The sequence below is a fragment of the Flavobacterium psychrotolerans genome, assembly GCF_003097635.1.
Taxonomy (GTDB): Bacteria; Bacteroidota; Bacteroidia; order Flavobacteriales; family Flavobacteriaceae; genus Flavobacterium; species Flavobacterium psychrotolerans.
In genome coordinates, this window is record NZ_QCZI01000017.1 from 42,136 (window position 1) to 67,378 (window position 25,243).

Below are 25,243 nucleotides of genomic sequence, written 5' to 3' on the forward strand. Positions count from 1 at the left end.
GCCTGCTAAAGTAATTCTTTTTTTAAAAATTGCGCTGTGTAGCTTTTTTTATTTTTAATAATTTCTTCTGGGGTTCCTTTTGCAACGACCTGTCCGCCGCCCTTTCCACCCTCGGGACCAATGTCTATGATGTAATCGGCGAGTTTTATGACGTCCATATTATGCTCGATAATCAAAATAGTATTCCCTTTATCCACTAATTTATTAATCACTTCCATCAACACCCGAATGTCCTCAAAATGCAGTCCTGTCGTGGGTTCGTCTAAAATATAGAAGGTATTTCCGGTGTCTTTTTTAGACAATTCTCCAGCTAATTTGATACGCTGCGCCTCGCCACCAGAAAGCGTTGTGCTTTGTTGCCCCAAAGTGATATAGCCCAAACCAACATCCTGAATAGTTTTTACTTTTCTATAAATCTTAGGTATCATTTCAAAAAATGGAACCGCTTCGTCAACAGTCATATTCAGTACATCCGAAATGGATTTTCCTTTGTATCGAATTTCCAGTGTTTCTCTGTTAAAACGCTTTCCTTGACAGGTTTCGCACTCTACATATACGTCAGGCAAAAAGTTCATTTCTATCGTTCGCACTCCTGAACCTTCGCAGGTTTCGCATCGTCCTCCCTTTACATTAAAACTAAAACGTCCCGCTTTGTAGCCTCGAATCATGCTTTCGGATGTCATCGTAAACAGATTCCTAATTTCCGTAAAAACTTCGGTGTATGTTGCCGGATTAGAGCGTGGCGTTCTTCCAATAGGGCTTTGGTCAATGTCAATTACTTTATCAATATGCTCTAAGCCTTCAATCTTTTTATACGGTTGTGGTTTTTTTACGCCATTAAAATAAAACTCGTTCAAAATAGGATAGAGTGTCTCGTTTATCAGTGTCGATTTTCCACTTCCGGAAACCCCTGTGACACAAATCATTTGTCCCAAAGGCAATTCAATGGAAACATTTTTCAGATTGTTTCCTGTAGCTCCAGTCAGCTTTAGGAATTTCCCATTACCACTTCGGCGTTTTTCGGGGATTTCAATTTTCATTTCTCCGTTAAGATACATGGCCGTTATGGTGTGTTCTTTCAGGATTTCGGCAGGCGTTCCTTTGCTGATGATTTCACCTCCAAATTTCCCCGCTTTTGGACCAATGTCAATTACGTAATCGGCACGTTCAATCATGTCCTTATCATGCTCAACTACAATTACCGAATTTCCCAAATCCCGCAATTGCTCGAGAGAATGAATTAATTTTTCATTGTCTCGTTGATGTAATCCAATACTTGGTTCGTCCAAAATATACAAGACACCAACTAGTTGTGAACCGATTTGGGTTGCCAGTCGAATGCGTTGTGCCTCGCCTCCTGAAAGCGATTTAGAACTTCGGCTTAAAGCCAAATACTCTAAACCTACATTCATTAAAAAATTCAATCGATCCTTAATCTCTTTGATTACTTCGGTAGCTATAATTTTTTGTTTATCAGACAAATGTTTTTTTAGATCATGAAACCAAATCGTCAAATCGGATATGTCCAAATCGCATAGTTCAGCAATGTTTTTTTCGTTAATTTTAAAAAAAAGCGCTTCTTTTTTCAAGCGGGAACCTTCACAAACGGGACATTTTACCTCATCCATGAATTCCTTTGCCCATCGTTTGATGGTTGCCGAACCGCTTTCGTCATGCTGGCTTTTGATGAAGTGGGAAATTCCCTCAAATTCAATTTTGTATTCTTTGCTAATTCCCAAGCTTTTGGATTCGACGGTAAATTTTTCTTTGCCGCCATTCAATATCATTTCCATCGCCTCCTCGGAAATGGTTTCGATGGAATCAGTCAGTTTGAAACTGTATTTTTCTCCTATGATTTCCAGTTGCTTAAAAATCCATGTTGATTTGTATTCGCCCAATGGCGCAAATCCGGCATTTTTTATGGATAATTTAGGATTTGGGATGATCTTTTTGATGTTGATTTCGTTTACTGTTCCCAAACCGTTACAATGGTCGCAGGCACCCTTAGGGGAGTTGAACGAAAATAAATTGGGTTCCGGATTTTGATAGGAAATTCCCGTTGTGGGACACATTAAATTCCGACTGAAATAGCGTACTTGATTTGTATCCTGGTCTAAAATCATCAGCACATTTTCGCCGTGATACATGGCGGTTTTGATGCTTTCAGCAAGTCTTTTTTCATTATCTGGCGTGTCCTCGACAACCATTCTATCAATCACGATTTCAATGTCGTGAGTTTTATAACGATCTAGTTTCATTCCTGCCGTGATGTCTTTTACATCTCCATCAATTCGGACTTTTAGAAAACCCTGTTTGGCTATTTGTTGGAATAATTCTCCGTAATGCCCTTTTCTGGCTTTAATTACAGGAGCAAGAATGTTAATGCGTTTGCCTACAAAATCGTTACTAATTAATTCCTTGATTTGGTCGTCTGAATAGGAGACCATTTTTTCGCCCGTATTGTAACTATAAGCATCACCAGCGCGGGCATATAGCAAACGCAGGAAATCATATATTTCAGTTATTGTACCCACTGTGGAACGGGGACTTTTGCTGGTTGTTTTCTGTTCGATAGCTATAACAGGGGATAAGCCGTCAATTTTATCTACATCGGGACGTTCCAATCCGCCAAGAAATTGTCTGGCATATGCTGAAAAAGTTTCTACATACCGACGTTGTCCTTCGGCATAAATTGTATCGAAAGCCAATGACGATTTTCCAGAACCCGAAAGCCCGGTGATGACCACCAATTTCTCTCTAGGAATCGTGACGTCAATGTTTTTTAGATTGTGTACTCGCGCACCCAATACTTCAATGTTATTATCGTTTTCTAGCATAATTTTAGGCAAAACGCAAAGTTAACATTTTGGTTTGTTCTTTCGGCGCAACAGTTATGAAGATTTTGTTAAATGAAATGGGAGAATATCGAGTGTTTAAATTAATATTTATTCTATCGTCATCGATTTCAGTTTGCTTCGATAGGCTTCAAGTGCAATGGATTTAGAGATAAAACCGTAATATTTTCCATTTTTAAGTACTGGCAGGAAGGCAACCTTGGAAGATTCAAATTTGTTCATCACAGTTTCCATAGTGTCAACGGGATAAATAATTTCCATTGGATCTTTCATTACGTCCTTCACGGAGGTGTATTTAACTTTGAAATTACTAAATATAATTTCTCTAATGTCATTAAAGTGAATTACACCAAGAAGTCTATTTTCTGAATTTACCACCGCAAAAACCACTTGGTTAGAATGTGAAATTAAATCAACTAATCGTTCTAAATTTTCATCTGCTGAAATGGTCAAATAATCGGTTTGAATGATTTTTTCGGTTTCAATTGTCGAAAGGATATTGGTGTCTTTGTTGCTCGTAAAAGCATTTCCTTTTTTTGCCAAATTTTTAACATCCATAGAATGTTTTTCAAACCGTTTTGAAATAGCGAAGCTTATAGAGGAAACGATCATCAACGGAATCATCAAATTATAACCTCCGGTAATCTCAGCAATCAGGAAAATGGCTGTTAATGGTGCATGAAACAATCCACTTAGAATACCTGCCATTCCCACCATGGTAAAATTACTGATGGGCAATTTAGTGAGCCCCGTAAGATTTAAAAACTTAGAAAAGAAAAAACCAACATACGAACCTAAAAAGAGAGAAGGAGCAAAGTTTCCACCATTTCCACCACTTCCTAAAGTGATTCCGGTAGCAAAAACTTTCAGCATCATTGTGCATCCCACAAAAAGGAGTAGTGCCCAACTGTTGTTTCTAAAATCGCTGAATAACGTGTTTTCCAATAATTTTCCGGGATCATTTTCAGACAATGTTTTGATGCTTTCATAACCTTCTCCAAAAAGAGTTGGGAAAACAAAAATAATTATAGCTAAAAGAGACGCTCCAAACAGCGCTTTTTTATAGGGTTTAAATCGCAATCGGGTAAAAATATGCTCTATTCTCTGAAAGTTTCGGGAATAATAAACAGAAATAAACCCCGTAAACAAGCCCAATAAGACGTAATAGGGAATATTGTGATAGTTGAAAGTTTGTTGCTGTTTGAAATTCAACAATATAGATTCATCCAAAGCAATCACGGAAACTAGCGCACCAGTGGCAGCAGCTATCATGATTGGCGTAAAGGCAGAAATACTTACATCAACCAATAATACTTCTATGGCAAATAAAACTCCGGCAATTGGGGCGTTAAAGGCGGCGGCAATACCTGCAGCAACTCCGCAACCAATGAGAAGCGTTCTGTCTTTATAGCTTAATTTGTATTTTTGGGCATAGTTAGAACCGAAAGCGGCCCCTGTGATTACAATGGGACTTTCTAAACCCGCGGAGCCTCCCAAACCCACAGTAAGTGAACTTGTAATGATTTGGGCATACATTTGTTTTTTTGGAATAATGCTCGCCTTTTTTGCAACAGCAAACAGTATCTGGGATGTTCCTTTTTCTATTGTGCCTCCTAAAACTCTTTTTATTACAAAAACGGTGAGTAAAATCCCTATTATAGGCAGGATACTGTTAATGAAACTCAATTTTAAAATCCCATTGATGTAAGTGGCAAATGAAAAGACCCAGTGTGCAAAAGTTTTTAACACAATTACTGCAAAAGCAGCCGAAATACCAACCAAAACACTAGACATGAAAATGAATTGCTTGTTAGTGAGTTTGGCTTGTCCCCAAACAATTAGTTTTTCGAGTCTGTTAAGGTATTTTCTAAACATTTATTTTTTGTAAAAATGCTAATTTACTATTATTTTGAGTTTAATGTAAATTTTTTAATGCTTCTTTTTTACTTAAAGGTTTTAAATTGGTTTGATTTACAAAGGTTTTGACCAATTCCGGATTTGTTTTCCCATATTCCCGCAAAGCCCAGCCAATTGCTTTTTGGATAAAAAATGCTGAGGAATCGGAATGTTTTATGCATTCCGAAAATAATATTTCGGCGTTTGTTTTTTGTTTGTAACCCAATTGAAAAAGTAGGGCACTTCTATTGAGCCACATATTATCGGAATTGGAAAATCGCTCTATTACATTTGTTGTTTCTTCGGGGAATTCTAACAAATATTCTCCCAAGATAAATTTAGAAATGGTATCTACACTATCCCACCACGAATGGGTAATCAGTAGTTTTTCAATGAGTTGAATGTCTTCCTTGATATAATTTTTCTTTAGCGTTTGCATCAGAATTTCAATGGCACAATAATGCAACTCTCTCTGTTTTTTTACGAATAAATCCCAAGCAATTTTTCTGGAATTGCGAGATACTTCCTCTTTATGTTGTTTAAGGATTGTTTTAAAAATAGCTCTTCTTTCCGTTGTTTTTATTCCAAAAAAGATAAAATGATTTCTCATGTATTTTTCCATAGCAACAGCCATTTCACTATTACTATTTTCCTGAAATGCGGACTTTAATTCACTTATAAAACTCATAAAATTAATTTAAATGTCAATAACAAAGGGAATAGGATGGAAAAAGCAAACATCAGCATTTCTGTATTCTCTTATATCCCTGTCTTTTATCCCTAAAACCCCACTGCCTTATCATCGCCTCTATAATCGGCTCCACCCTCCAGTTTTTTATTTGGAAGAACCAATATTGCATCTACTTTTCCTATCACTGGCGTATTTTTTTCGTTGATGATATAGCCTTTTTTACGCAAATTTGTAATGATTTCATTAGAAAAACCATTGGGCTCAACAATAACTTCGTCGGGTTTCCATTGGTGATGGAATCTTGGTGCATTTACGGCCTCTTGCATATTCATTTTGTATTCATAAACATTCAATATGGTTTGCAAAACAGAGGTAATAATTGTTGAACCTCCGGGAGAGCCAAGTACCAGAAACAATTTTCCTTTTTTCTCGACAATTGTTGGAGTCATAGAACTCAACATGCGTTTTTCTGGCGTTATGCTATTGGCTTTTGAGCCAACTAAGCCATAGGAATTCGGAACTCCTGGTTTGGCGCTAAAATCGTCCATTTCATTATTGAAAAAGAAACCTAATTCGTCCGAATATAATTTAGAACCATAGGCACCATTTAAGGTTGTAGTTGCTGAAACCGCATTTCCATCAGCATCCACAATCGAATAATGGGTAGTTTCACTGCTTTCGGAAATCGCTATATTTCCATGAGAAACGTCTGAGGATAAAGTGGCTTTTTCCCAATTGAAAGTATTCATTTTGTTTTTTAAATAATGTTTCTTAAGTAGTTTATTTTTAGGGATTTCAATAAAATCAGGATCGCCTAAAAAATAATTTCTATCGGCATAGGCTCTTCGTTCCGCTTCGGTAATTACTTGGATTGCTTTTTCTGAATTGTGTCCGAATTTTGAAAGAGGAAAGGGTTCAATCATTTTCATGATTTGTCCCAAAGTAATTCCGCCGCTTGAAGGTGGCGCCATCGAAATGACTTTTAAATCCTTGTACTTAAAATTTATTGGAGTTCTCCATTTGGCTTCATATTTCGACAAATCTTGCATCGTAATAATCCCACCATTTTTTTGGATAAATGCAACTATTTTCTGGGCAGTTTCTCCTTTGTAAAATTCGTCCTTGCCGTTTTTCATTATTCGGGTTAATGTTTCGGCAAGAGCAGGGTACTTTATGGTGTCGCCAATTTTATAATGATGAGCCAACAAGGATTCGGTTCCGTTGATTTTGACAATAGCATCATGATGGGTTAGCAACTGTTTTTCTTGCTTAAGGGTAACCACAATTCCTTTTTTTGCTAAGGCAATGACAGGATTCATGATTTCCTCCATGGAAAGTTTTCCGAATTTTTCGTGAACGGCAAAAATTCCGGCTATGGTTCCTGGAACACCAATGGCCAAAGCGCCATCAACGCTCAAATTAGGAATCACGTTTCCCGTTGTGTCTAAAAACATGTCTTTTGAAGCTGCCAATGGTGCTTTTTCCCGATAATCCAATGATCCAATTTCACCGTTTGCTTTTCTGTACACCATAAAGCCGCCACCGCCAATATTTCCCGCATAGGGATAGGCGACAGCCAGTGCCAATTCGGTGGCAACCATGGCGTCAAAAGCGTTACCTCCTTTTTTAAGTATATCAATTCCTATTTGAGATGCTTCTTCTCGAGCAGAAACCACCATGGATTTTGAAGCAATCAAGCCAGTTTGTGCACTAATTTTATGAGGAAATAAAAGGAAAAAACAGGAAATAATCAATATCGTCTGTTTCATAAATTTTGTGATGAAAAGGTTCTGATATCTTCAAAAAATGTGGTGAATTCCAACTCAAATTCCGCATAATAGGTTCTCAATTCCAGAATTGAAAAGCGCATATTCGAATCGTTTTTTATCCGGCTGTCCATTTGGGTTAAAATACGCTCAATGCCTTCGATGGTTTGGTAGCTCACCAGCCAATTGTGTTTTGTCATATAGGGCATCATTCCTTTTGTTCTTTCGGTCAAAAAATCATAGTTTTCTTCTAAGGACTGATAAAAACGCGCAGCAAAATCTTCCAATTTCTCGTCGGAATAGTTTTTGAAATTTTTAGCCAGAAAATGATCGTAAAAAACGTCTACAATTACGCCCGCATAATGATGGTACTTTTCGTGTAATCGTTTGGTGCTCTCTCTGAAAACGGGATGTGCATCGGTAAAGGTGTCGATGCCGCGATGCAAATGAATGCCTTTCTGAATATCGGATGGGAAGGTATCAAAATGCTTTCCACGAATGCCATCGGCCATAAAATTGCCAATTTTAATAAGATCATTATCGCCAGAAAGATAGATATGTGCCAAAAAGTTCATTTTTACATCAGGTTTTACGGTTCTAAAAATACCATGTTATGGGGTTAACCATTTGTAAATGTATAAAAAACTTTTTTACTACAGGATTAAATAGAATTTCTATCGTAATGAACTTTTTCAGGAAGTTAAAAAGACAATGCATAGATAAAGAGACAATTAATGATGATTTTTTTATAATTGTATGATTATTTCTTAAATGAAAATGAATCATTCAATCCCGAAATTCTTTTTTTACAAAAACTTAGTTGCAAGCTTGTTTAGTTAATCGGCAACTTTTTTATATTTGTATCAAATAACAAATCAAAAAAATGACACTAATAAAATCAATATCAGGAATTCGAGGAACTATAGGTGGTAAAGTAGGGGATAACCTGACTCCGCTTGATGCCGTTAAATTTGCTTCGGCCTATGGAACTTGGCTGAAAGACTATTCTAAAAAAGAAAAACTTACGGTTGTTATTGGTCGTGATGCCCGAATTTCGGGACCTATGATCCATAATTTGGTGGTGAACACGTTAATTGGTTTAGGAATTGATGTCATTGATTTAGGTCTTTCTACAACACCAACGGTTGAAGTGGCAGTGCCTTTAGAAAAAGCCGACGGCGGAATTATCCTAACGGCTTCACACAATCCGAAACAATGGAATGCCTTGAAATTATTGAATGAAAAAGGGGAGTTCTTGAACGGAGCCGAAGGAGAGAAAATTCTCCAAATTGCTGAAGCCGAAGCTTTTGATTTTTTGGATGTGGATAGTTTGGGAACCATTACCGAAAATGATGCCTACATGGACATTCATATTGATGAAGTGTTGAATTTGCCTTTAGTGGATGTTGAAGCGGTAAAAGCCGCCAAATTTAAGGTGGTGGTTGATGGTGTAAATTCATCCGGGGGGATCATTATCCCAAAATTATTGGAATTGATGGGTGTTGAAGTCGTGAAATTATACTGCGAACCCAACGGACATTTTCCTCACAATCCAGAACCTTTAAAGGAACATTTAACGGATATTTCAGAATTGGTGGTTAAAGAAAAAGCCCATTTGGGTGTTGTGGTAGATCCAGATGTAGATCGTTTGGCTTTCATTTGTGAAGACGGTGAAATGTTTGGTGAGGAATACACTTTAGTGGCTTGCGCCGATTATGTGTTGAGCAAAACCCCTGGGAATACGGTTTCCAATATGTCTTCTTCTCGAGCGTTACGTGACGTGACCAACAACCACAACGGAAGTTACGAAGCCAGTGCGGTAGGAGAGGTGAACGTGGTGGAATTAATGAAAAAAAATCACGCTATAATTGGAGGAGAAGGCAATGGAGGAATTATTTATCCGGAACTGCATTACGGACGTGATAGTTTGGTAGGTGTGGCTTTGTTTTTAACGCATTTAGCCAACAAAAAAATGACGGTTTCTGCCTTGCGAGCTTCGTATCCGGAATACTACATGAGCAAAAACAAAATTGAGTTGACGCCACAAATAGATGTCGATGCGATTCTTGTGGCCATGACCGAGAAATACAAAAATGAAAACATCACTACGATTGATGGGGTAAAAATTGACTTTGCTGAAAATTGGGTACATTTAAGAAAATCGAATACCGAACCTATTATCCGAATTTATACCGAAGCTCCTTCTCAAGGTCAAGCTGATATCTTAGCCTTAAGAATCATTGATGAGATAAAAGCTATAGCTGGGATTTAAACTAATGTGTTTGTCGAATCAACAACAGTCATGAAGAACACGGTCATGCACGATTACAAACGTCATCCACAACACAACTAGGATTGTTAGCAAATTAATAATTGTGAATGTTTTTGAATAGTTGATTTGAACAGACTTGCCACTATTTCTTTTAACGTAAAACATAGAAGCAACTGAATCAGAGCCAGTACCCAAAACACAAAAATTCCAGAATACAGACCCGTAATTGCAACACCAATAATGCTGAGTATTGCAGCCGTAAGGGTTACTACCATTGCTATGGAAGTAACAACGCTAAATGTTTTTGTTTCCATTTTGATTTGATATCCTATTTTGTTTAAAGTTAGCTTCTATTTAAATGAAGTTGTTATTTTAGCTTTTGCGGAAAAGTATTTTTTTGGAGAGGTTGGGTGGCAGCTACCGCTGTTAGGCGTTTGTTATTTTCTGCTTATACTTTTCCGTTATATTTTGGATCAAAATCCACAATCCATTCAATACCGAATTTGTCTCTAAACATCCCAAAATAGGAACCCCAAGGGCTGTCATCAATAGGCACTTCAATAGTTCCGCCTGCTGAAAGTCCGCTAAATAACTTGTCTGCTTCTTCACGATTTTCTGCGCTAATAGCTATTTTAGATCTGTTTTCATTTTCATTTACTTGACCCATACTTTCTGGAACATCATTGCCCATTAAAATATTTTTGCCAATAGGCAAAGCAATGTGCATTATTTTATTGGCCTCATTTTCTGCTATTGGATATTCAGGGCTAGATATATCTTTGAAACGCATAATCTTTGCGAACTCTCCACCAAATACTGATTTGTAAAAAAGGAATGCTTCTTCGGCATTTCCGTTGAAGTTAATGTGAGGATTGATAAGTGCCATAATTTTAATTTTTTAAGTTGTTGGTTTTAGGTCTTTAAAGATTTAAGTTCCAAGTAGTGCTAAAAAAAACCTTTCAAAAATATACCTGAAAAGGGTATTGGTACTATGTCTTAACGACGGTGTTTCCATCTTTTATGGGTCCATAAATAATATTCCGGAGCTTCATAAATTTGTTGTTCTACGAGTTTTAGGAATTGATTTGTAATTTCATAATTGGGAACACTTTTGGGATTTTCGGAAAGGACTTCAAAACTGGCTTCATAATAGCCTCGTTTTACTTTTTTTGTCCGAAGGAAAATAACGTTCATGTCGTATTTTTTTGATAACATTTCTGCTCCGGTATGAACAGGAACCTCAATGCCCATGAAAGTATGCCAATGAAAGACAGAAGTTATTTTTGGGGATTGGTCACTTGCAAACCCATAAAGACTTAATGTTTTGTTTCTGTAATTTCCCGCTATTACCGGAATTGTGTTTTTTGTAGTTATAAGAAAAGCTTTAAATTTGGAGCGAATGTGATGCACTAATTTATCAAAATAGATATTGTTTATTTTTTTATAGATGCCGTATCCTTTATAATTAATGTGTCTGTTTAGGGAGACTGCCCATTCATAACTAGCATAGTGGGCACACATTAAGGCAATGCTTTTTTGTTTTTTTTCAAGTTCCTTATAAACCTCAAGATTTGTAATAACGTATCGTTTATCAATTTCTTTTTCAGAAATAGTCATCGTTTTAATCATTTCCAGAAACATATCACACATGTGATGGTATGATTTTTTTTCAATAACCAGTCGTTCTTGTTTTGATAAATGGGGTAAAGCTAGGGTTAAATTTTCTCGAACAGTTTTTTTTCGGTAACCAATTATATAATAGACAATTCCGTAAACAATGTCAGAGAAAAAGTACAATACTCGAAACGGTAATATGGAGACGAACCAAAGAAAAGGATATACAAGAATATAAACTAAAAATTGCATTAAGTTAAATTTTTTACAAATATACATTTAAAACCATATTTACCCAGTGGAGTTTAACAAAAGCTAAAAAAACTATATCTATTTTTACGGCAAATAAAACAGACGACATGAATATAGTTCTTCTAGTGATTATTGCACTAAACTTAATTATAAGTTTTAAAGGTTTTGGGGATTTGACATTTTTTAGAAAATATGAATTTCATATCGGGAGCATTCGTTCCGGTGAACAAATCAGAATGATTTCCTCAGGTTTTCTGCATGCGGATATTGGACATTTATTTTTTAATATGTTTACGTTGTTTATGTTTGCGCCAGTAGTGATTAATCATCTGGAAAGTTTCTCTTTTTTGACCGTTTATGCCGCAAGTTTAATTTTTGGTAGTTTGCTAACGCTATATTTTCACAAGAACGATTATAATTACCGTGCTATTGGAGCTTCGGGTGCGGTTACGGGCATTTTATATTCGGCTATATTATTGCAGCCGGACATGAGCTTATACTTGTTCTTTGTTCCGATCCCGATACCAGCGTATCTTTTCGGAATAGGGTATTTGTTATATTCTATTTACGGAATGAAAGCCAAGAATGATAACATAGGCCATACGGCGCATTTTGGAGGTGCTATTGGTGGTTATCTGATTACCATTCTAAAAGAACCACAAATGCTTACCGAAAACACCTTCATGGTGGTCTTATTGGCAATTCCCATTGTGATACTTTTTGTTATGGCTAAAATGGGAAAGCTATAATTGGCATAAGATTTGAATACAAATTTTGAAAACAAACTAAATCTATAAAAATGAAAAAAGCAGCATTTATTTTAATCATGGTTTTTACAACCCTATTACAGGCTCAAGAGCTAAAACAAGTTCCAATAATAAACGTATCGGGAGAAGGAAAAATAAAAGCAATTCCCGATCAGGCCTCCATTTCCATTTCATTAGAAACTAAGGGAACTAATGCTGTGGATGTAAAAAAAGAGAATGACATTAAAATGGATGCAGTTTTAAAATTCATCAAAAAATCAGCTATTGCAAAAGAAGATTACCAAACCCAACGCGTTTCTTTGAATCCGAATTACGATTATGAAAAAAAGAAACACAATTACCTGGCAACTCAAACCGTTCAAATCCTTTTGAAAGATTTGTCAAAATACGATGCCTTAATTGACGGGTTAGTTGAAATAGGAATTAACAGAATTGACAATGTAGAGTTCAAGTCTTCAAAGTTTATCCAAATACAGTCTGACGCACGAAAATTGGCGGTTAAAGATGCTAAGGCAAAAGCAGAAGATTTTGTGTCTGTTTTGGGACAAAAAGTGGGTAAAGCCATTACAATTTCCGACAATTCACAAAATTACAATCCGCAACCAATTCGTTATGCTGCAATGAAAACGATGGCAATGGCGGATGCTTCAGAGTCAAGAGAAACCTTAGCAGCGGGAGAAATGGAAATAATTGTAAATGTAAGCGTGAGTTTTATTTTAGAGTAAAAACAGCAATTTAATATATGAAAAAAGTCCCAATTAATTGGGACTTTTTTTTGTGGGGAGAGCAGGATTCGAACCTGCGAAGTTCACACAGCAGATTTACAGTCTGCCCTCGTTGGCCGCTTGAGTATCTCCCCAGTAGTTGAAAAAATAGTATATATTTCCTCCAAGCGGTTGCAAATATAAAAACTGTTTCGATGTTTACAAACTAATTTAGAACTTAATTTTTATGCATTTCTTAATCCTTTGGTATTGAATTAAATAAAAAAATCTCCGTTAAGGAGATTTTTTTAATACTATAGTAATAATGAATTATTTACCCAATAGTTCAATAACTTTGGCTTTCAATTCAGCACCTCTTAAATCTTTAGCAATGATTTTTCCGGTTGCATCAAGAATGAATGTTGCTGGGATTGATTTTACGTTATACGTTACGCCAATTGGATCTTCCCATGATTTCAAATTAGAAATTTGAGTCCAAGTTAGTTTGTCTTTAGCAATTGCTTCTTTCCATTTTGCAGCGTCTTTGTCAAGAGATACACCAATAATGTTTAATCCTTTTGCATGCAATTCAGCATACAGAGCTACGTTACTTGGATTCTCAGCTCTACAAGGCATACACCATGAAGCCCAAAAATCAATAATAGTGACTTTTCCCAAACTTTCTTTTAGAGATATTGATTTGCCTTCAGGATTTGGAGCTGAAAAATCAGGGGCCATACTTCCAACTTCTACTGAACCTGAAACTGCAGCAACTGGTTTTGTTATTTGATCTAATTTAGTTTTGATGGATTTCCCGTGTTTAGTGTCTTGTAATGATTTATCTAAAGCAGTGTAGTATTTTGTGATTTTTTCAACATCAGGAACCATTTGGTTGAACATTCCTTCAATTATTAAAGTAGAAATAAATGCTTTTGGATGTGTTTTTAAATAATCTTCCGATTGTTTTGCAAATTCATCTTGAAATTTACTGTATTCTTTTCTTAAATCATTCATCACAACAGTATCTTTCTTTTGTTGTGCCTCATTCATTTTGGCCATATTGTCTTGTTGAAATTTCATCATTTTCTTCTGAATTTTCATTCCATTTTCCTTGTAACCAGTAAGCTCGTCGTTATTATATGTTCCGGTAACTTTAGTATTGTTAACACTATCTTTATTGATAATCATATCAATATCTCCATTTTCTAAAATAAATGGAATTTTTCCTTCTACTTTTTCTACCTGAACTAAATATATTTCAGGCTCCTTAGCAGATCCTTTGAAAGTGAATTTACCGTTTTCAATTTTTACAGTATCGACTGGTTTCAATTGACCTGTAGTTTGATCCTGAACTTCAAGAGTTACCGTTTTACCATTATCAATGCCTTTAATGGTACCAGTAACGATATATTCGTTTTTTCCAGCTTTATTACAAGAAATTAAAACAGAAACTACAGCAAGTAATAAAAGAATTTTTTTAGTCATTAATGATACATTTTTGTATTGTTGAATCTTCGATTTCATTTTAAATTAGATTTTGAATTTAAGATTGCAAAAGTATTTAAAAATATAGGTTATTTATAATTTTACGACTTAATTTTATGTTATTGTTTATGTATTTACTATTCTGAAATCCAATTTCAAAACTTAATTGTAAAATTAATTTATCTTTAACATTCAGCTAACTAAAAATTAATAAATGCTCATTATAGAAGCATTTAAAAAAGGCATAATTTTATGGTCAATGAATTTTACGCTTAATATCTAGCGATTGCAGAATAGTAAATACATAAATTATAATGAAAAATTATCTCCTAAATAAAACTTAATTAGGGCATTGTTAAATAATAGTTCATATTTTGATTGGATTAACTCTACTTGAGAATTGTTATAAATCATTTTAGTATTGTTAAGTTCATTGATATTTATTTTACCTAATTCAAATTTTAATATATCGGCATCGTAACTTTTTTGTGAAAATTCAAAAGCCATTGCAGAGGATTCATTTTTTTTTATAGAAGTTTTGGTATCAGTTATTGCTTTTAAAACTTCTTTTGATAGATTATTTTGGATTATTTGAGTATCGATTTTGGATTGTTTATAGTTTAATCTACTTGTTTTTATTTTGGAAAAATTCTCCAATTGACTGAAAATAGGAATCGATAAATTAAGTCGTAATCCTTTGATGAAATTGTTTTGTATTTGGTCGTTATTAGGAATTAACACCTCGTTTTTGTCAAAATAATTATCTGTATAATTCGAACCCGATAAAAGGCGCATGCTTAAAACAGGATACCTTGATCCTCTTGCTAGAGAAAGTGAGGTTCTTGCCTTTTTTTCTTTTAATAGACTCATGGAATGCAAAGGATTTATTTCTATAGCTTGTTTTGTTAATGAAAATGGATTGTCTTCTAATAAGATATTTTCATGAAGTTCTAAAGCAGGTTTGACCAATTTTATTTCTTTCTCTAATGGGATATTCATTAACTGTTTTAAACTAATAAAATTATCGGTTAGATGATTTTCATTAGTCAACAAATTTAGCTCCTCTGTTGCTTTTTGAGATCTTATTTTGAAAACTTCACTTTCGGAAATAGCCCCAGAGGTGTATTTTAAAATGGCCAATTCCAATTGTTTCTCACTTGATTTTATCTGTTCCTGATTGGCTATAATAATTTCTTCTAAATAAAGAATTGTAATGAATTTTTGAGCTAAACTAATCGTGATTTCATTTTTTACTTTTTCTATATTAGCCCTATTTATTTTTACGTCCAGTCGATTAGATTTAATTGTGTTAATTGTTGTAAACCCTGAAAATAAGTTGAAGACGGCATTAATATTCCCCCCGTAATATTTCAATTCTTTGTCGACAAATAAATTTGTATTTTGGTCTATTTCCCGACCCCATGAATTTTTATTCTCTGCTAATATATAAACTGAAGGCAACAATTTTCCATAGCTGGCTTTGTATTGGTAAAGGGCAATCTGTTCATCATTAACGGCACTTTTTAGCAAGAGATTGTTTTTAATCGTAAGATTCAAACAATCATTAAATGTGAAAATTTCTTGTCCAAAAACTGAATTGGAAACGATAAAAAACACTACAATTACAACACTCTTTTTCATGATTGTTAATGGATACTGCTATCAATTTTATTAAATAATTTTTTGATGATGTATTGAAATAGTTTCATCTCCTCGATGATGACTTCTCCTTTAAGTTTGTAACCCGCTTTGAGATTGATGTTCGGATTGTATTTCTTAATATTAGCCAGACAGTAAAAGGTTTTGTCCACATCCGAGGGTGAAACATAGGTAATATTTCCTTTAATTGCACCGTATCGATAGTAATTATAAGCATCTAATTTGAGATTGATGTCTTGCCCCTTTTTAATATAAGCAAGGTCTTTTTCGTCTAAAATTACTTTAGCATAGAAGGTTTCTTTTTTGGGTGCAATAATTGTTAGGAGGTCATTTTTAGAAACAATTTCAATATTTTGTCTTGCATTAAAAAGATTTGATATTGTTCCATTGATTGGAGACACAATCACTAATTTTCCTAGTTCATCTGAAATGTATGTTAAATTGGATTTTGCATCTTTTATTTGTGCTTTCAGTTCCACAATATCTCTTTGATAATTTTGAATTTGATTGTCAACATCAATGATATTTCGTTTCAAATCATTTTTTGTTCTCTCGTAATTATGAAGTAAATTTTCGAAATCATAATTCTTGACACTGAAACTCGATTTAATATCCACTTGTCCTTTTTTATCGTCCAGGTTCCTGTTTTTGGTATCGGTCATTTCGTATCTAGAAATCGCACCCTTTGCATACAACAAGGAATCCGTTTTAAATTTATCGGTGAGAATTGATGTTTGTTGGGACGATAATTTAATTTTATTATTTAAGGAATTAATTTCTTGTGCAGTTTTATTTCGGTCGGATTTGTAAATGTTTGATTGAATAGTTAGTAATTGTATTAGTGAGTTTTTACGTTCTAGTGTATTGAAAATCAAATTTTTTATGATTGCAATTTTGTTCTCCATTGAAGCAACATCGGTGTTCAGAATATCATAATCTGATTTTGTTTTTTTATTTTCAAGTATAAAAAGGGTATCGTTTTTCTGTACTTCTTGCCCTTCTTTAACCAGTACTTTTAAAACTTTTACTTCATTTGGGGCATTAATTTTTAATTGTGGAGTATCAGAGAAAATTTGCCCTTCTTTAAAATTTACGGTATCATTAATTTTCAACGTAAAAATTAAAACGATGGTAATAATCAAAAATGATATCAGAATCTTATTTAAAATTTTAATAAAGCTGATCGATTTCGTGTTGTAATACGTATAGTTCTCCATTAGTAATTTTGTATTTTTTGGAAAAATTAATGCTGTTTATGGGTTCATGAGAAATGATGATATATGTTTTGTCATCATCAGCGTCAATTAAAGATTCTACTTTATTTCTAGATTCAATATCCATTCCCGAAAGTACTTCGTCTAGTATGATCAGATTTGCTTGAGAAAATAGAGCTCTGAGCAAGAGTATTTTTTTACGTTGTCCGGTAGAAAGATTTTTCCCATTTTCATTAATAACAAAATCTAAACCATCGTCTTTTGAAGCAATAAAATCATAAAAATTAATTGCTTTTGCTTTATCCAGAATATCTGAAATCGAAATTTCCCTTCCTAAAGCAATATTATTTTGAATCGTATCATTAAATAAAATATCTTCATTAGTGACCAAGAGGATTTTGTCTCGCATTTTATCCTCATTGTAAAATTTCTTATCCCGATCATTTATCAAAATCGCACCTGAATTGGGAAGATAAAGCGTTGTTAACACCTTGCTGAAAGTTGATTTTCCGGAACCATTTTGACCTTCAATTTTTATTTTATCACCTTTCTTTAATTTCAAATTAATGTCTTTCAGGACTAATTCATTCGGTAAATACCCGAAATTAAGATTTTGAAACTCCATTTTATCGATAGTAAAATCCTTGATTCCTTTTTCAGATATTTTTTTGGCTTGTTCATCAAAATCTAAATATCTTTTTAATATCACCTCGTTTTCTTGAAGGGTCATGTTGTCATCTAAAATCCCTTTTAAGGAAGAAAATATTTTTGATGATAATGCGATGAAAGTTATAATTTGACCCAATGTAATCACTTGTGTTTCTATTGCTGATTTTGTTAGGAAAACCATGATAAATATTGTGGAAATAATTACAATCACTGCCACAACCAGTTTATTGATTAAATCAACATAACCGTTTCTGAGTTGTATTTTTAAGTAACTATTTATGCTATTATAAATTTTATTGGAATGAAAACGTTCTATTTTAAAACTTTTAATGACTTGGATACCATCTACTTTTTCCATCATTTTAGAGATAAAATCAGCTTTTCTAATGTAACGTAACCTCTCATTTTGTTTGAGATAAGGAGTTATGAATTTGAACCAAAAAAAGAATAAAATCATAACAATTAACACGATGAAGGTGAGCATTTTGTCAATTAAAAATAGAATGCAAAGGGAGTACATTGAAACGATAAGATCCACTAAAATCCCCGTAAAAAACTTCATGAAAAAGGTTTTCAATTTTATAGAATCACTCACTCGTTCCATCAAATCACCTTTTTTATAGGAATGGATGTAAGAAAGAGAAGAGCTGTTAATTTTTTCATCAAATGAAAATAAGAAATACTTGTCTAAAGCATTGCCCAAATGAATACTTACAAAATTTTTATACAGTGTCGTGAAAACATCAAAAATTTTATATATTCCCAAACCAATAGCAAATAACACAAGCGTATTTAGGTTATAGGTTGGCAAAACATTGTCAATTAATATCTGGTTCGTAAAAACTGCAATTTGGGCTGTTGTTGCTGAAAATAAGGCTGCAAAAATATAGATGTACCACAGTTTTTTATGTTCTCCCAATTGCTTGAATAATTTCCAATACAAACTGCCTTTTTCTTCTTCTGGATATGATGTTGTGGATTCTTTTTCTGGATCGGGTTTAACCACAAGAATCAAGGGAGAATTGTTTTTTATTTTTCCTTTTTCTAACTCAAGGGTTTTAAAATTTGTAGGAACACATGAAATTTCTTGATTTTTTAATAAATCACAAAGAAAATTTTTCTCTGCAATAGCGTCTTTAAATCCAAAACTTTCCTTCAGATATTTAAAATAGGTAAGTTTATTAAAAAGGGAGGCATGACCATTGTCGGCGATTGCACTTTCTAAATTTATTTTGAATTCTTTTAAATCTTGCGAACAGAGCGCGACTATTTTGTCTTCCGTTTCGGCTAAATCCCAGTTGTTTTTATTTAATAGTGCGTTTTTTTTTATTTCCTGTAAAGACAAGTAATATTGGCTTCCTTTGCTAGGGTCATATATTTTTAACCTTTTATTTTTTAATTCATTCGCAACAACATAATGCATACCTCGTTTGTTTTGAATGGGAATGATAAACGGGAATAATTGTTCTAAATAGCCTTCATTTCCTTCAATGTAGTTTATATCCAATAACTTAAATTGCGCAATAAATCCGTTTGCGTTAAAGAAATCTTTTACATCGGCAATGCGAGAACCTTTCTCTTCAATAGGGATATTTTGCTCGATATATTTTCGGGAAATGTTTTTTTCATAGATATTAAATACGGTCTTGATAGCGCTAATTCCGCAATCGTTGCTTTTTAATTGGGGGTCGGTTTTAGGCATAGAATAGGAGGATTCGTCCAATTAAGTGTTAATTAAATATTATCTGACAATTAAATAAATAATCACTTACAATATTACTTATTTAAAATTGCTTTTGCTAAATTTTTCCGTGACTAACCAGAATATTCGATAAAATGATAATTTAACAATAGTGATATAAAAAAAGAGTCTTTTAGTTATTACTAAAAGACTCTCTATCTCTTGTTTATAAAGATTTTGTTATCTATAATTTATTCATGTTTCCGGCTAAAGTTTCAATAAATTTTCCAATTGGTCCTTTTACCATCATTGCCATCATGGCATTAAATTCACCTTCAAAAAACAATTGGACATCCGATTTGTTTTCTGTTACGGTGTCAATTTTAGCAGTCAAAGTAAACGGTAATTTGTCACTGGCCGCACCAAGAACAATTTTGTTTGGCGCTATTTTCTCTTTCAGTTGCAATTTTATTTCAGGCATGCCTTTTAAGCCAAAAATAAAAGCATCAGTTCCAATTACTTGAAACTTGGCAATGGATTCCGGCATTATTTTTTCAAAATTTTTGACATCACTTAAGGAATCAAATAAATGTTGTGCTGATTTTTCTACGCTTATTTTTGGGCTTTCTAAATTCATCGATTAGATTTTTAGATAAATGGACTTCTTGTTATTTTTATTTGTAGGTTAACGAGGGTTTCGTTTTAGACTGAAAATGCCCCAGTTTTTAAACTTCAACTCCCCAAACAGAAGGGGAATTACTCCATTCCTTCAGCGTGATTTGTTCTTTTTCGGTAATATATTTTTTTGTGACAGCTAAATTCAATAAATTTTGATAATTACTCAAAGTGCATAAATCCAGATTTGCTTTTTTAAAATTTTCTTCTGCAATATCAAAACCATAAGTAAAAATAGCAACCATTCCTTTTACGTTTGCACCAGCTGCACGCAAGGCTTCAGTGGCAAGTAAACTACTATTCCCTGTACTGATTAAATCCTCTACAATAACAACGTTTTGCCCTTTTTGAAGAAATCCTTCCACCTGATTTTGTCTTCCATGTTTTTTAGGCTCGGGGCGCACATATACAAATGGCAATCCCATATATTCTGCTACAAGCATACCAATTCCAATTGCTCCAGTGGCAACACCGGCAATTACATCCGGTTTTCCGAATTTTTTTTCAATATTTTTTGAAAATTCTTCCCGAATATAATTTCTTATGGCTGGGAATGAGAGTATTAGCCTATTGTCACAATAAATAGGCGATTTCCAACCCGATGCCCACGTAAAAGGATTTTTCGGATTCAATTTAATTGCATTTATTTGCAAAAGCAATTCGGCTGTTTTTTCGGCTGTGTCTTTATTAAAAATCATAATACAAATGTATAAAGTTTTTGTCAACGATAAACCACTTTTTTTAACAAATGAAATCGCCAAAGAAACCGATTTTCAGATGTTTTTGTTGGAGAGTATTGATATTGAACAAATTATAATTAAAATGTTCAACAATAAAATTAAAAAATGTTATTTATATTATCCCGATGAAGAAGTAATTTTAAAAAAATTGAAAGAAAAAATCCCAGTTCAAAGAGCAGGTGGAGGTTTCGTTTACAATAAAAAAGGGGAAGTACTATTCATTCTTAGAAACGGAAAGTGGGATTTACCCAAAGGCGGAAAAGAAAAAGGAGAAAAAATGTCCCATACCGCTTTGCGTGAAGTAGAGGAGGAGACTGGTGTGGATAAATTGGTAGTTACTAAAAAACTACAAAAAACCTATCATATTTTCAAGCGAAACGGCGTTTACAAGCTTAAGATTACGCAATGGTTTGAAATGACTTCCGATTATGATGGAATTCCCATTGGTCAAGCCGAAGAAGGAATCGAAAAAGTGGCATGGCTAAATCCGGAACAAGTTCAGGAAGCGTTGAAAAATTCATATGAAAATATAAAATTATTGTTTGAAGAAGAAAAAGTCTTAAAATAGTTTCAGTTGCAGTTTTCCTGTTTAAGTGAAAACCGAACAATGCCACTGAATACTTATTCCTTATCTTTGCAAAATGAACAAGAAACAACATTCTAACAATATACTTTTAAATTTGGGTATTGAAAGCCTAAATGAAATGCAAATTGCCGCACAAGAAACTATCCTGAATGATAACAATGTATTGCTACTTTCACCAACAGGTTCAGGTAAAACATTGGCTTTTTTGCTACCCATTTTCGAAATGTTGCAACCTGAAATCCTTTCCGTTCAATGTTTAATTTTGGTTCCGTCTCGGGAATTAGCATTGCAAATTGAGCAGGTTTGGAAAAAGATGGGAACCGATTATAAAGTAAATGTATGTTACGGAGGGCACTCCCTGGAAACAGAAATCAAGAATTTGAGCAATCCACCAGCCGTCTTGATAGGAACTCCTGGCAGAATTGCAGATCATATCGATAGAGGCACTTTTCGGGTAGATAAAATTCAAACTTTAATTCTGGATGAATTTGATAAATCCCTGCAATTGGGGTTTCATGAGCAAATGTCATTCATTATAGGAAAGTTAACCAAGTTGAACAAACGCATTCTGGTTTCGGCAACTTCCGATATTGAGATTCCTAGATACACAAGAGTGGTAAATCCGACCATTTTAGATTTTATTCCGGAAAATGAAGAGAGAAATAACCTTTCGATGAAAATGGTGGTTTCTAAAGAGAAAGACAAGATTGGCAGTTTGTTTCATTTGATTTGCTCCTTAAAATCGCAATCGGCTTTGGTTTTTTGTAATCATCGGGATGCTGCTGAGCGTATTAGCGACACGCTAAACGAAAAAGGAATCTATTCCACCTACTATCATGGCGGAATGGATCAGGATGAACGAGAACGTGCTTTAATTCAATTTAGAAACGGAAGCGTGAGTTATTTGGTTACAACCGATTTGGCAGCTCGTGGATTGGATATTCCTGAAATGAAACACGTCATTCATTACCACCTGCCGTCAAAAGAAGACGAATTTACTCATAGAAACGGTAGAACGGCCAGAATGTTAGCTTCAGGAACGGCCTATATCATTGCGCATGAAAGCGAGAAAAAGGCAGATTATTTAGATTACGGAATGGCTGTATTGAAAGTTGAAACTTCTAATGCGTTACCAAAACCTCCTGAATTTCAAACTGTGTATATCAGTGGAGGAAAGAAAAACAAACTGAACAAAATTGATATCGTTGGTTTCTTTTCCCAAAAAGGAAAATTAGAGAAAGGCGATTTAGGTTTAATTGAAGTTAAAGATTTTATTTCGTTTGCAGCTGTTAAATATAACAAAGTAAAGGACTTACTTAAAAATATTCGCGACGAAAAAATGAAAGGCAAGAAGTTTAAAATTGAAGTCGCCAGAAAAGTGATTAAGAAAGTGGAGGAGTAGTGTTAAGATTTCAGATTAAGATGTGTAAGCATCTCCCAAATAAATAAAACACACACCATTTCTAAAATAACTATTATAGCTAGTGATTTAGTTCTCAAATATAAAAAAGGAACTTTAGATAGTATAGACCTCTTAGAATTTCAGATGAATAATCTAAAAATCTAAGAAGTCTAAAAATCTAATTAGATTTTCTTCACATATTGCGTGATAATCACAATCGTTTGGCCGTCAACTCTTCCTTCAATATATTCGGCATTTTCGTGATCTAGTCTAATGTTCCGTACAGAGGTTCCTTGTTTGGCCACCATACTAGAGCCTTTTACTTTCAAATCTTTAATTAAAACTACAGAATCTCCAGTTGATAAAATAACTCCGTTAACATCACGATGAATGATTTTATTTTCATCCTCTTCACCTTCTCCCGTTGCCTGAGCCCAAGCTAAGGTTTCCTCGTCAAAATACATCATCTCTAATAATTCTTTTGGCCAACCTGCACCACGTAAACGGCTTAGCATTCTCCAGGCAACAACTTGAACAGCAGTGTTTTCATTCCACATGCTGTCATTTAAAGCTCTCCAATGGTTTAAGTCTTCATGACCAGGGTTTTCTATTTGGTCAATACATGTTGCACATGCAAATATGCTTTCGTCAGCACCACCTTTTTTAGTAGGAAGTACTTGATATACTTTTAAGTTTTCGGTTGCAGCGCAAAGTTCGCATTTTGAATCACTGCGTTTATTTAATGTTCTTTCCATTTCTCTGATTTTCTATTTTTAATTTTGGCTTAAATTCTTGGCGAAATTAGGATTAATTAATGCCTTCTACAAATATATCACCTTTTATAAAAATTACTTTTTTAACCTAACGGAATCAGGAACTAACATTTCATAATTACCGCCATTTCTAATTACATCGCGAACAATGCTGGAACTGATAAAAGACGTTTTTGAAGCGGTTAATAAAAATACGGTTTCAATTTTTGATAATAATCTGTTGGTGTGGGCAATCGCTTTTTCGAATTCAAAATCGGCAGGATTTCTAAGTCCGCGAAGGATGAAGTTGGCTTTTAATTTTTTACATAAATCAATGGTCAAACCTTCATAAACTACAACGGAAACGCTTGGTTCATCTGCAAAAGCTTCTTTTATAAAGCGGGTCCTGTCTTCAATAGAAAACATATATTTTTTTTCGGCATTAACACCAATGGCAATAATTATTTCATCAAACAAAGGAATACTTCTTTTGATGATGTCATAATGGCCTAAAGTGATTGGGTCAAAGGAACCCGGAAAAATGGCTTTTCTCATTTTAATTGTTTAATGCCAATTCTATGGCGTTTGTAAACAAATCTTCTAATGAAATTCCGGCGGCTTTTGCCTGTTGCGGAATTAGACTTTCGGTGGTTAAACCAGGAATGGTGTTCATTTCTAGCATGTGTGGTTCGCCGTCAACAATAATGAATTCGCTACGGGAGAACCCTTTCATTTTTAGGACTTCGTAGGCACGTTTTGCAATAGCGCTTACTTTTTGAGTCATTTCATCTGAAATTCGTGCTGGTGTAATTTCCTGTGACTTGCCTAAATACTTCGCTTCGTAGTCAAAGAAATCATTTTCAGATACGATTTCTGTAATTGGTAAAACGGTAATTTTTCCTTGGTAATTAATTACTCCTACAGAAACTTCGGTTCCATCAAGAAAACTTTCAATGATAATTTCATTATCCTCTTTGTAAGCAACTTCTATGGCGATTGGCAATTCGGCCTCGGTTTTTACTTTGGATATCCCGAAACTGGAACCGGATTTATTGGGCTTTACGAAGCAGGGCAAACCGACTTTTTTCACAATTTCGGTAGTGTCAATATGTTCCCCTTTGTTGAGATAATAGGAAGTCGCGGTTTTTATTCCGTAGGGTTTTAAAACAGAAAGTAAATCGCGTTTGTTGAAGGTTAATGCCGCTTGGTAATAATCGCAGGAGGACTGCGGAATTCCGAGTAGTTCAAAATAAGCTTGCATCAATCCGTCTTCGCCCGGAGTACCGTGAATGGCATTGAAAACGGCGTCAAAAGTGATTTTGATTCCATTTACGGTAACAGAAAAATCATTCCTGTCAATTGGGAATTCAGCATCTTTTTCGTTCACATAAACCCATTTTTCTTTAAAAATATGAATACGAAAACCGGTGTATTTTGTTTTATCTAAAAACTGATAGACTACGTTACCGCTTACGAGTGAAATTTTGTACTCGCTGGAGTAGCCTCCCATGATGATGGCAATATTTTTCATTTGTATGATAGTATTTAAATTTTTCTTATTTT

The 25,243-nt window shown here is 34.2% G+C and carries 22 protein-coding genes and 1 tRNA gene; 5 read left to right on the forward strand and 18 right to left on the reverse strand.

Annotation, left to right across the window (positions count from 1 at the left end):
• Nucleotides 1–5 precede the first annotated feature (5 nt).
• The 5 genes from uvrA to DB895_RS12135 all read right to left on the reverse strand — a co-directional run bounded on the left by uvrA (nt 6) and on the right by DB895_RS12135 (nt 7,783).
• Nucleotides 6–2,837: an excinuclease ABC subunit UvrA gene (gene uvrA / locus DB895_RS12115; protein ID WP_116725629.1), complete on the reverse strand. Its 2,832-nt coding sequence runs from the start codon at nt 2,835–2,837 to the stop codon at nt 6–8.
• Nucleotides 2,838–2,945: 108 nt separating this feature from the next.
• A complete protein-coding gene (locus DB895_RS12120) occupies nt 2,946–4,730 on the reverse strand; it encodes a chloride channel protein (protein WP_116725630.1) in 1,785 nt (594 codons plus the stop codon).
• Between the two features lie 40 nt (nt 4,731–4,770).
• Nucleotides 4,771–5,439 carry a DNA alkylation repair protein gene (locus DB895_RS12125; RefSeq protein WP_116725631.1) on the reverse strand — a complete coding sequence of 223 codons (669 nt, stop codon included), beginning with the start codon at nt 5,437–5,439 and terminating at the stop codon, nt 4,771–4,773.
• A gap of 92 nt (nt 5,440–5,531) precedes the next feature.
• A complete protein-coding gene (gene ggt / locus DB895_RS12130) occupies nt 5,532–7,211 on the reverse strand; it encodes a gamma-glutamyltransferase (protein ID WP_116725632.1) in 1,680 nt (559 codons plus the stop codon).
• Nucleotides 7,208–7,783: an acyl carrier protein phosphodiesterase gene (locus DB895_RS12135; protein ID WP_116725633.1), complete on the reverse strand. Its 576-nt coding sequence runs from the start codon at nt 7,781–7,783 to the stop codon at nt 7,208–7,210. The genes ggt and DB895_RS12135 overlap by 4 nt, the downstream gene beginning before the upstream one ends.
• Nucleotides 7,784–8,091: 308 nt before the next feature.
• Here DB895_RS12135 and glmM point away from each other — a divergent pair, with 308 nt between their 5' ends.
• The gene (gene glmM, locus DB895_RS12140; RefSeq protein ID WP_116725634.1) at nt 8,092–9,480 is read left to right on the forward strand and encodes a phosphoglucosamine mutase; all 1,389 of its coding nucleotides are present in this window, start codon (nt 8,092–8,094) and stop codon (nt 9,478–9,480) included.
• A gap of 86 nt (nt 9,481–9,566) precedes the next feature.
• Here the strand turns inward: glmM and DB895_RS12145 are convergent, their stop codons facing one another.
• The 3 genes from DB895_RS12145 to DB895_RS12155 form a co-directional block, all read right to left on the reverse strand.
• Complete coding sequence (locus DB895_RS12145) at nt 9,567–9,794, reverse strand: hypothetical protein (protein ID WP_208012175.1); 228 nt, start codon at nt 9,792–9,794, stop codon at nt 9,567–9,569.
• A 134-nt stretch (nt 9,795–9,928) separates the two neighbouring features.
• Entirely contained in the window at nt 9,929–10,366 is a 438-nt protein-coding gene (locus DB895_RS12150; RefSeq protein WP_116725635.1) for a VOC family protein, read from the reverse strand.
• A 110-nt stretch (nt 10,367–10,476) separates the two neighbouring features.
• Entirely contained in the window at nt 10,477–11,346 is an 870-nt protein-coding gene (locus DB895_RS12155; RefSeq protein ID WP_116725636.1) for a lysophospholipid acyltransferase family protein, read from the reverse strand.
• A gap of 107 nt (nt 11,347–11,453) precedes the next feature.
• Here DB895_RS12155 and DB895_RS12160 point away from each other — a divergent pair, with 107 nt between their 5' ends.
• Both DB895_RS12160 and DB895_RS12165 read left to right on the forward strand, forming a co-directional pair.
• The gene (locus DB895_RS12160) at nt 11,454–12,095 is read left to right on the forward strand and encodes a rhomboid family intramembrane serine protease (protein ID WP_116725637.1); all 642 of its coding nucleotides are present in this window, start codon (nt 11,454–11,456) and stop codon (nt 12,093–12,095) included.
• Between the two features lie 50 nt (nt 12,096–12,145).
• Complete coding sequence (locus tag DB895_RS12165; RefSeq protein ID WP_116725638.1) at nt 12,146–12,838, forward strand: SIMPL domain-containing protein; 693 nt, start codon at nt 12,146–12,148, stop codon at nt 12,836–12,838.
• A gap of 53 nt (nt 12,839–12,891) precedes the next feature.
• On the opposite strand, the gene DB895_RS12170 is transcribed toward DB895_RS12165, so the two are convergent.
• The 7 genes from DB895_RS12170 to pyrE form a co-directional block, all read right to left on the reverse strand.
• Nucleotides 12,892–12,972: transfer RNA gene (locus DB895_RS12170), tRNA-Tyr, on the reverse strand.
• Between the two features lie 175 nt (nt 12,973–13,147).
• On the reverse strand, nt 13,148–14,341 hold the full coding sequence (locus DB895_RS12175) for a TlpA disulfide reductase family protein (RefSeq protein WP_116725639.1): 1,194 nt from the start codon (nt 14,339–14,341) through the stop codon (nt 13,148–13,150).
• Between the two features lie 270 nt (nt 14,342–14,611).
• Entirely contained in the window at nt 14,612–15,943 is a 1,332-nt protein-coding gene (locus DB895_RS12180; protein WP_116725640.1) for a TolC family protein, read from the reverse strand.
• A gap of 5 nt (nt 15,944–15,948) precedes the next feature.
• Nucleotides 15,949–17,073 carry an HlyD family efflux transporter periplasmic adaptor subunit gene (locus DB895_RS12185; RefSeq protein WP_166426972.1) on the reverse strand — a complete coding sequence of 375 codons (1,125 nt, stop codon included), beginning with the start codon at nt 17,071–17,073 and terminating at the stop codon, nt 15,949–15,951.
• A 58-nt stretch (nt 17,074–17,131) separates the two neighbouring features.
• On the reverse strand, nt 17,132–19,546 hold the full coding sequence (locus DB895_RS12190) for an ATP-binding cassette domain-containing protein (protein WP_116725642.1): 2,415 nt from the start codon (nt 19,544–19,546) through the stop codon (nt 17,132–17,134).
• A gap of 223 nt (nt 19,547–19,769) precedes the next feature.
• A complete protein-coding gene (locus tag DB895_RS12195) occupies nt 19,770–20,162 on the reverse strand; it encodes an SRPBCC family protein (RefSeq protein ID WP_116725643.1) in 393 nt (130 codons plus the stop codon).
• A gap of 88 nt (nt 20,163–20,250) precedes the next feature.
• Nucleotides 20,251–20,898 carry an orotate phosphoribosyltransferase gene (gene pyrE / locus DB895_RS12200; protein ID WP_116725644.1) on the reverse strand — a complete coding sequence of 216 codons (648 nt, stop codon included), beginning with the start codon at nt 20,896–20,898 and terminating at the stop codon, nt 20,251–20,253.
• A gap of 7 nt (nt 20,899–20,905) precedes the next feature.
• On the opposite strand from pyrE, the gene DB895_RS12205 reads away from it, so the two are divergent.
• Nucleotides 20,906–21,508, forward strand: coding sequence for an NUDIX hydrolase (locus tag DB895_RS12205; protein ID WP_116725657.1), 603 nt, complete (start codon nt 20,906–20,908; stop codon nt 21,506–21,508).
• 73 nt (nt 21,509–21,581) lie between these two features.
• A complete protein-coding gene (locus tag DB895_RS12210; RefSeq protein WP_116725645.1) occupies nt 21,582–22,928 on the forward strand; it encodes a DEAD/DEAH box helicase in 1,347 nt (448 codons plus the stop codon).
• 182 nt (nt 22,929–23,110) lie between these two features.
• On the opposite strand, the gene DB895_RS12215 is transcribed toward DB895_RS12210, so the two are convergent.
• From DB895_RS12215 to DB895_RS12225, 3 genes are all read right to left on the reverse strand, one after another.
• A complete protein-coding gene (locus DB895_RS12215; RefSeq protein WP_116725646.1) occupies nt 23,111–23,683 on the reverse strand; it encodes a PhnA domain-containing protein in 573 nt (190 codons plus the stop codon).
• Nucleotides 23,684–23,776: 93 nt separating this feature from the next.
• Nucleotides 23,777–24,235, reverse strand: a complete 459-nt coding sequence (coaD, locus tag DB895_RS12220; RefSeq protein WP_116725647.1) for a pantetheine-phosphate adenylyltransferase — start codon at nt 24,233–24,235, stop codon at nt 23,777–23,779.
• 1 nt (nt 24,236) lies between these two features.
• Entirely contained in the window at nt 24,237–25,211 is a 975-nt protein-coding gene (locus DB895_RS12225; protein ID WP_116725648.1) for a D-alanine--D-alanine ligase, read from the reverse strand.
• Nucleotides 25,212–25,243: the final 32 nt, after the last annotated feature.

Coding starts and splice junctions, on each gene's coding strand:
- DB895_RS12165 (WP_116725638.1), top strand. CDS start 12,146: ATGAAAAAAGCAGCATTTATTTTAATCATGGTTTTTACAACCCTATTA.
- ggt (WP_116725632.1), bottom strand. CDS start 7,211: ATGAAACAGACGATATTGATTATTTCCTGTTTTTTCCTTTTATTTCCT.
- DB895_RS12145 (WP_208012175.1), bottom strand. CDS start 9,794: ATGGAAACAAAAACATTTAGCGTTGTTACTTCCATAGCAATGGTAGTA.
- coaD (WP_116725647.1), bottom strand. CDS start 24,235: ATGAGAAAAGCCATTTTTCCGGGTTCCTTTGACCCAATCACTTTAGGC.
- DB895_RS12120 (WP_116725630.1), bottom strand. CDS start 4,730: ATGTTTAGAAAATACCTTAACAGACTCGAAAAACTAATTGTTTGGGGA.
- DB895_RS12135 (WP_116725633.1), bottom strand. CDS start 7,783: ATGAACTTTTTGGCACATATCTATCTTTCTGGCGATAATGATCTTATT.
- DB895_RS12155 (WP_116725636.1), bottom strand. CDS start 11,346: ATGCAATTTTTAGTTTATATTCTTGTATATCCTTTTCTTTGGTTCGTC.
- DB895_RS12190 (WP_116725642.1), bottom strand. CDS start 19,546: ATGCCTAAAACCGACCCCCAATTAAAAAGCAACGATTGCGGAATTAGC.
- DB895_RS12175 (WP_116725639.1), bottom strand. CDS start 14,341: ATGAAATCGAAGATTCAACAATACAAAAATGTATCATTAATGACTAAA.
- DB895_RS12210 (WP_116725645.1), top strand. CDS start 21,582: ATGAACAAGAAACAACATTCTAACAATATACTTTTAAATTTGGGTATT.
- uvrA (WP_116725629.1), bottom strand. CDS start 2,837: ATGCTAGAAAACGATAATAACATTGAAGTATTGGGTGCGCGAGTACAC.
- DB895_RS12160 (WP_116725637.1), top strand. CDS start 11,454: ATGAATATAGTTCTTCTAGTGATTATTGCACTAAACTTAATTATAAGT.
- glmM (WP_116725634.1), top strand. CDS start 8,092: ATGACACTAATAAAATCAATATCAGGAATTCGAGGAACTATAGGTGGT.
- DB895_RS12205 (WP_116725657.1), top strand. CDS start 20,906: ATGTATAAAGTTTTTGTCAACGATAAACCACTTTTTTTAACAAATGAA.
- pyrE (WP_116725644.1), bottom strand. CDS start 20,898: ATGATTTTTAATAAAGACACAGCCGAAAAAACAGCCGAATTGCTTTTG.
- DB895_RS12195 (WP_116725643.1), bottom strand. CDS start 20,162: ATGAATTTAGAAAGCCCAAAAATAAGCGTAGAAAAATCAGCACAACAT.
- DB895_RS12225 (WP_116725648.1), bottom strand. CDS start 25,211: ATGAAAAATATTGCCATCATCATGGGAGGCTACTCCAGCGAGTACAAA.
- DB895_RS12150 (WP_116725635.1), bottom strand. CDS start 10,366: ATGGCACTTATCAATCCTCACATTAACTTCAACGGAAATGCCGAAGAA.
- DB895_RS12125 (WP_116725631.1), bottom strand. CDS start 5,439: ATGAGTTTTATAAGTGAATTAAAGTCCGCATTTCAGGAAAATAGTAAT.
- DB895_RS12215 (WP_116725646.1), bottom strand. CDS start 23,683: ATGGAAAGAACATTAAATAAACGCAGTGATTCAAAATGCGAACTTTGC.
- DB895_RS12180 (WP_116725640.1), bottom strand. CDS start 15,943: ATGAAAAAGAGTGTTGTAATTGTAGTGTTTTTTATCGTTTCCAATTCA.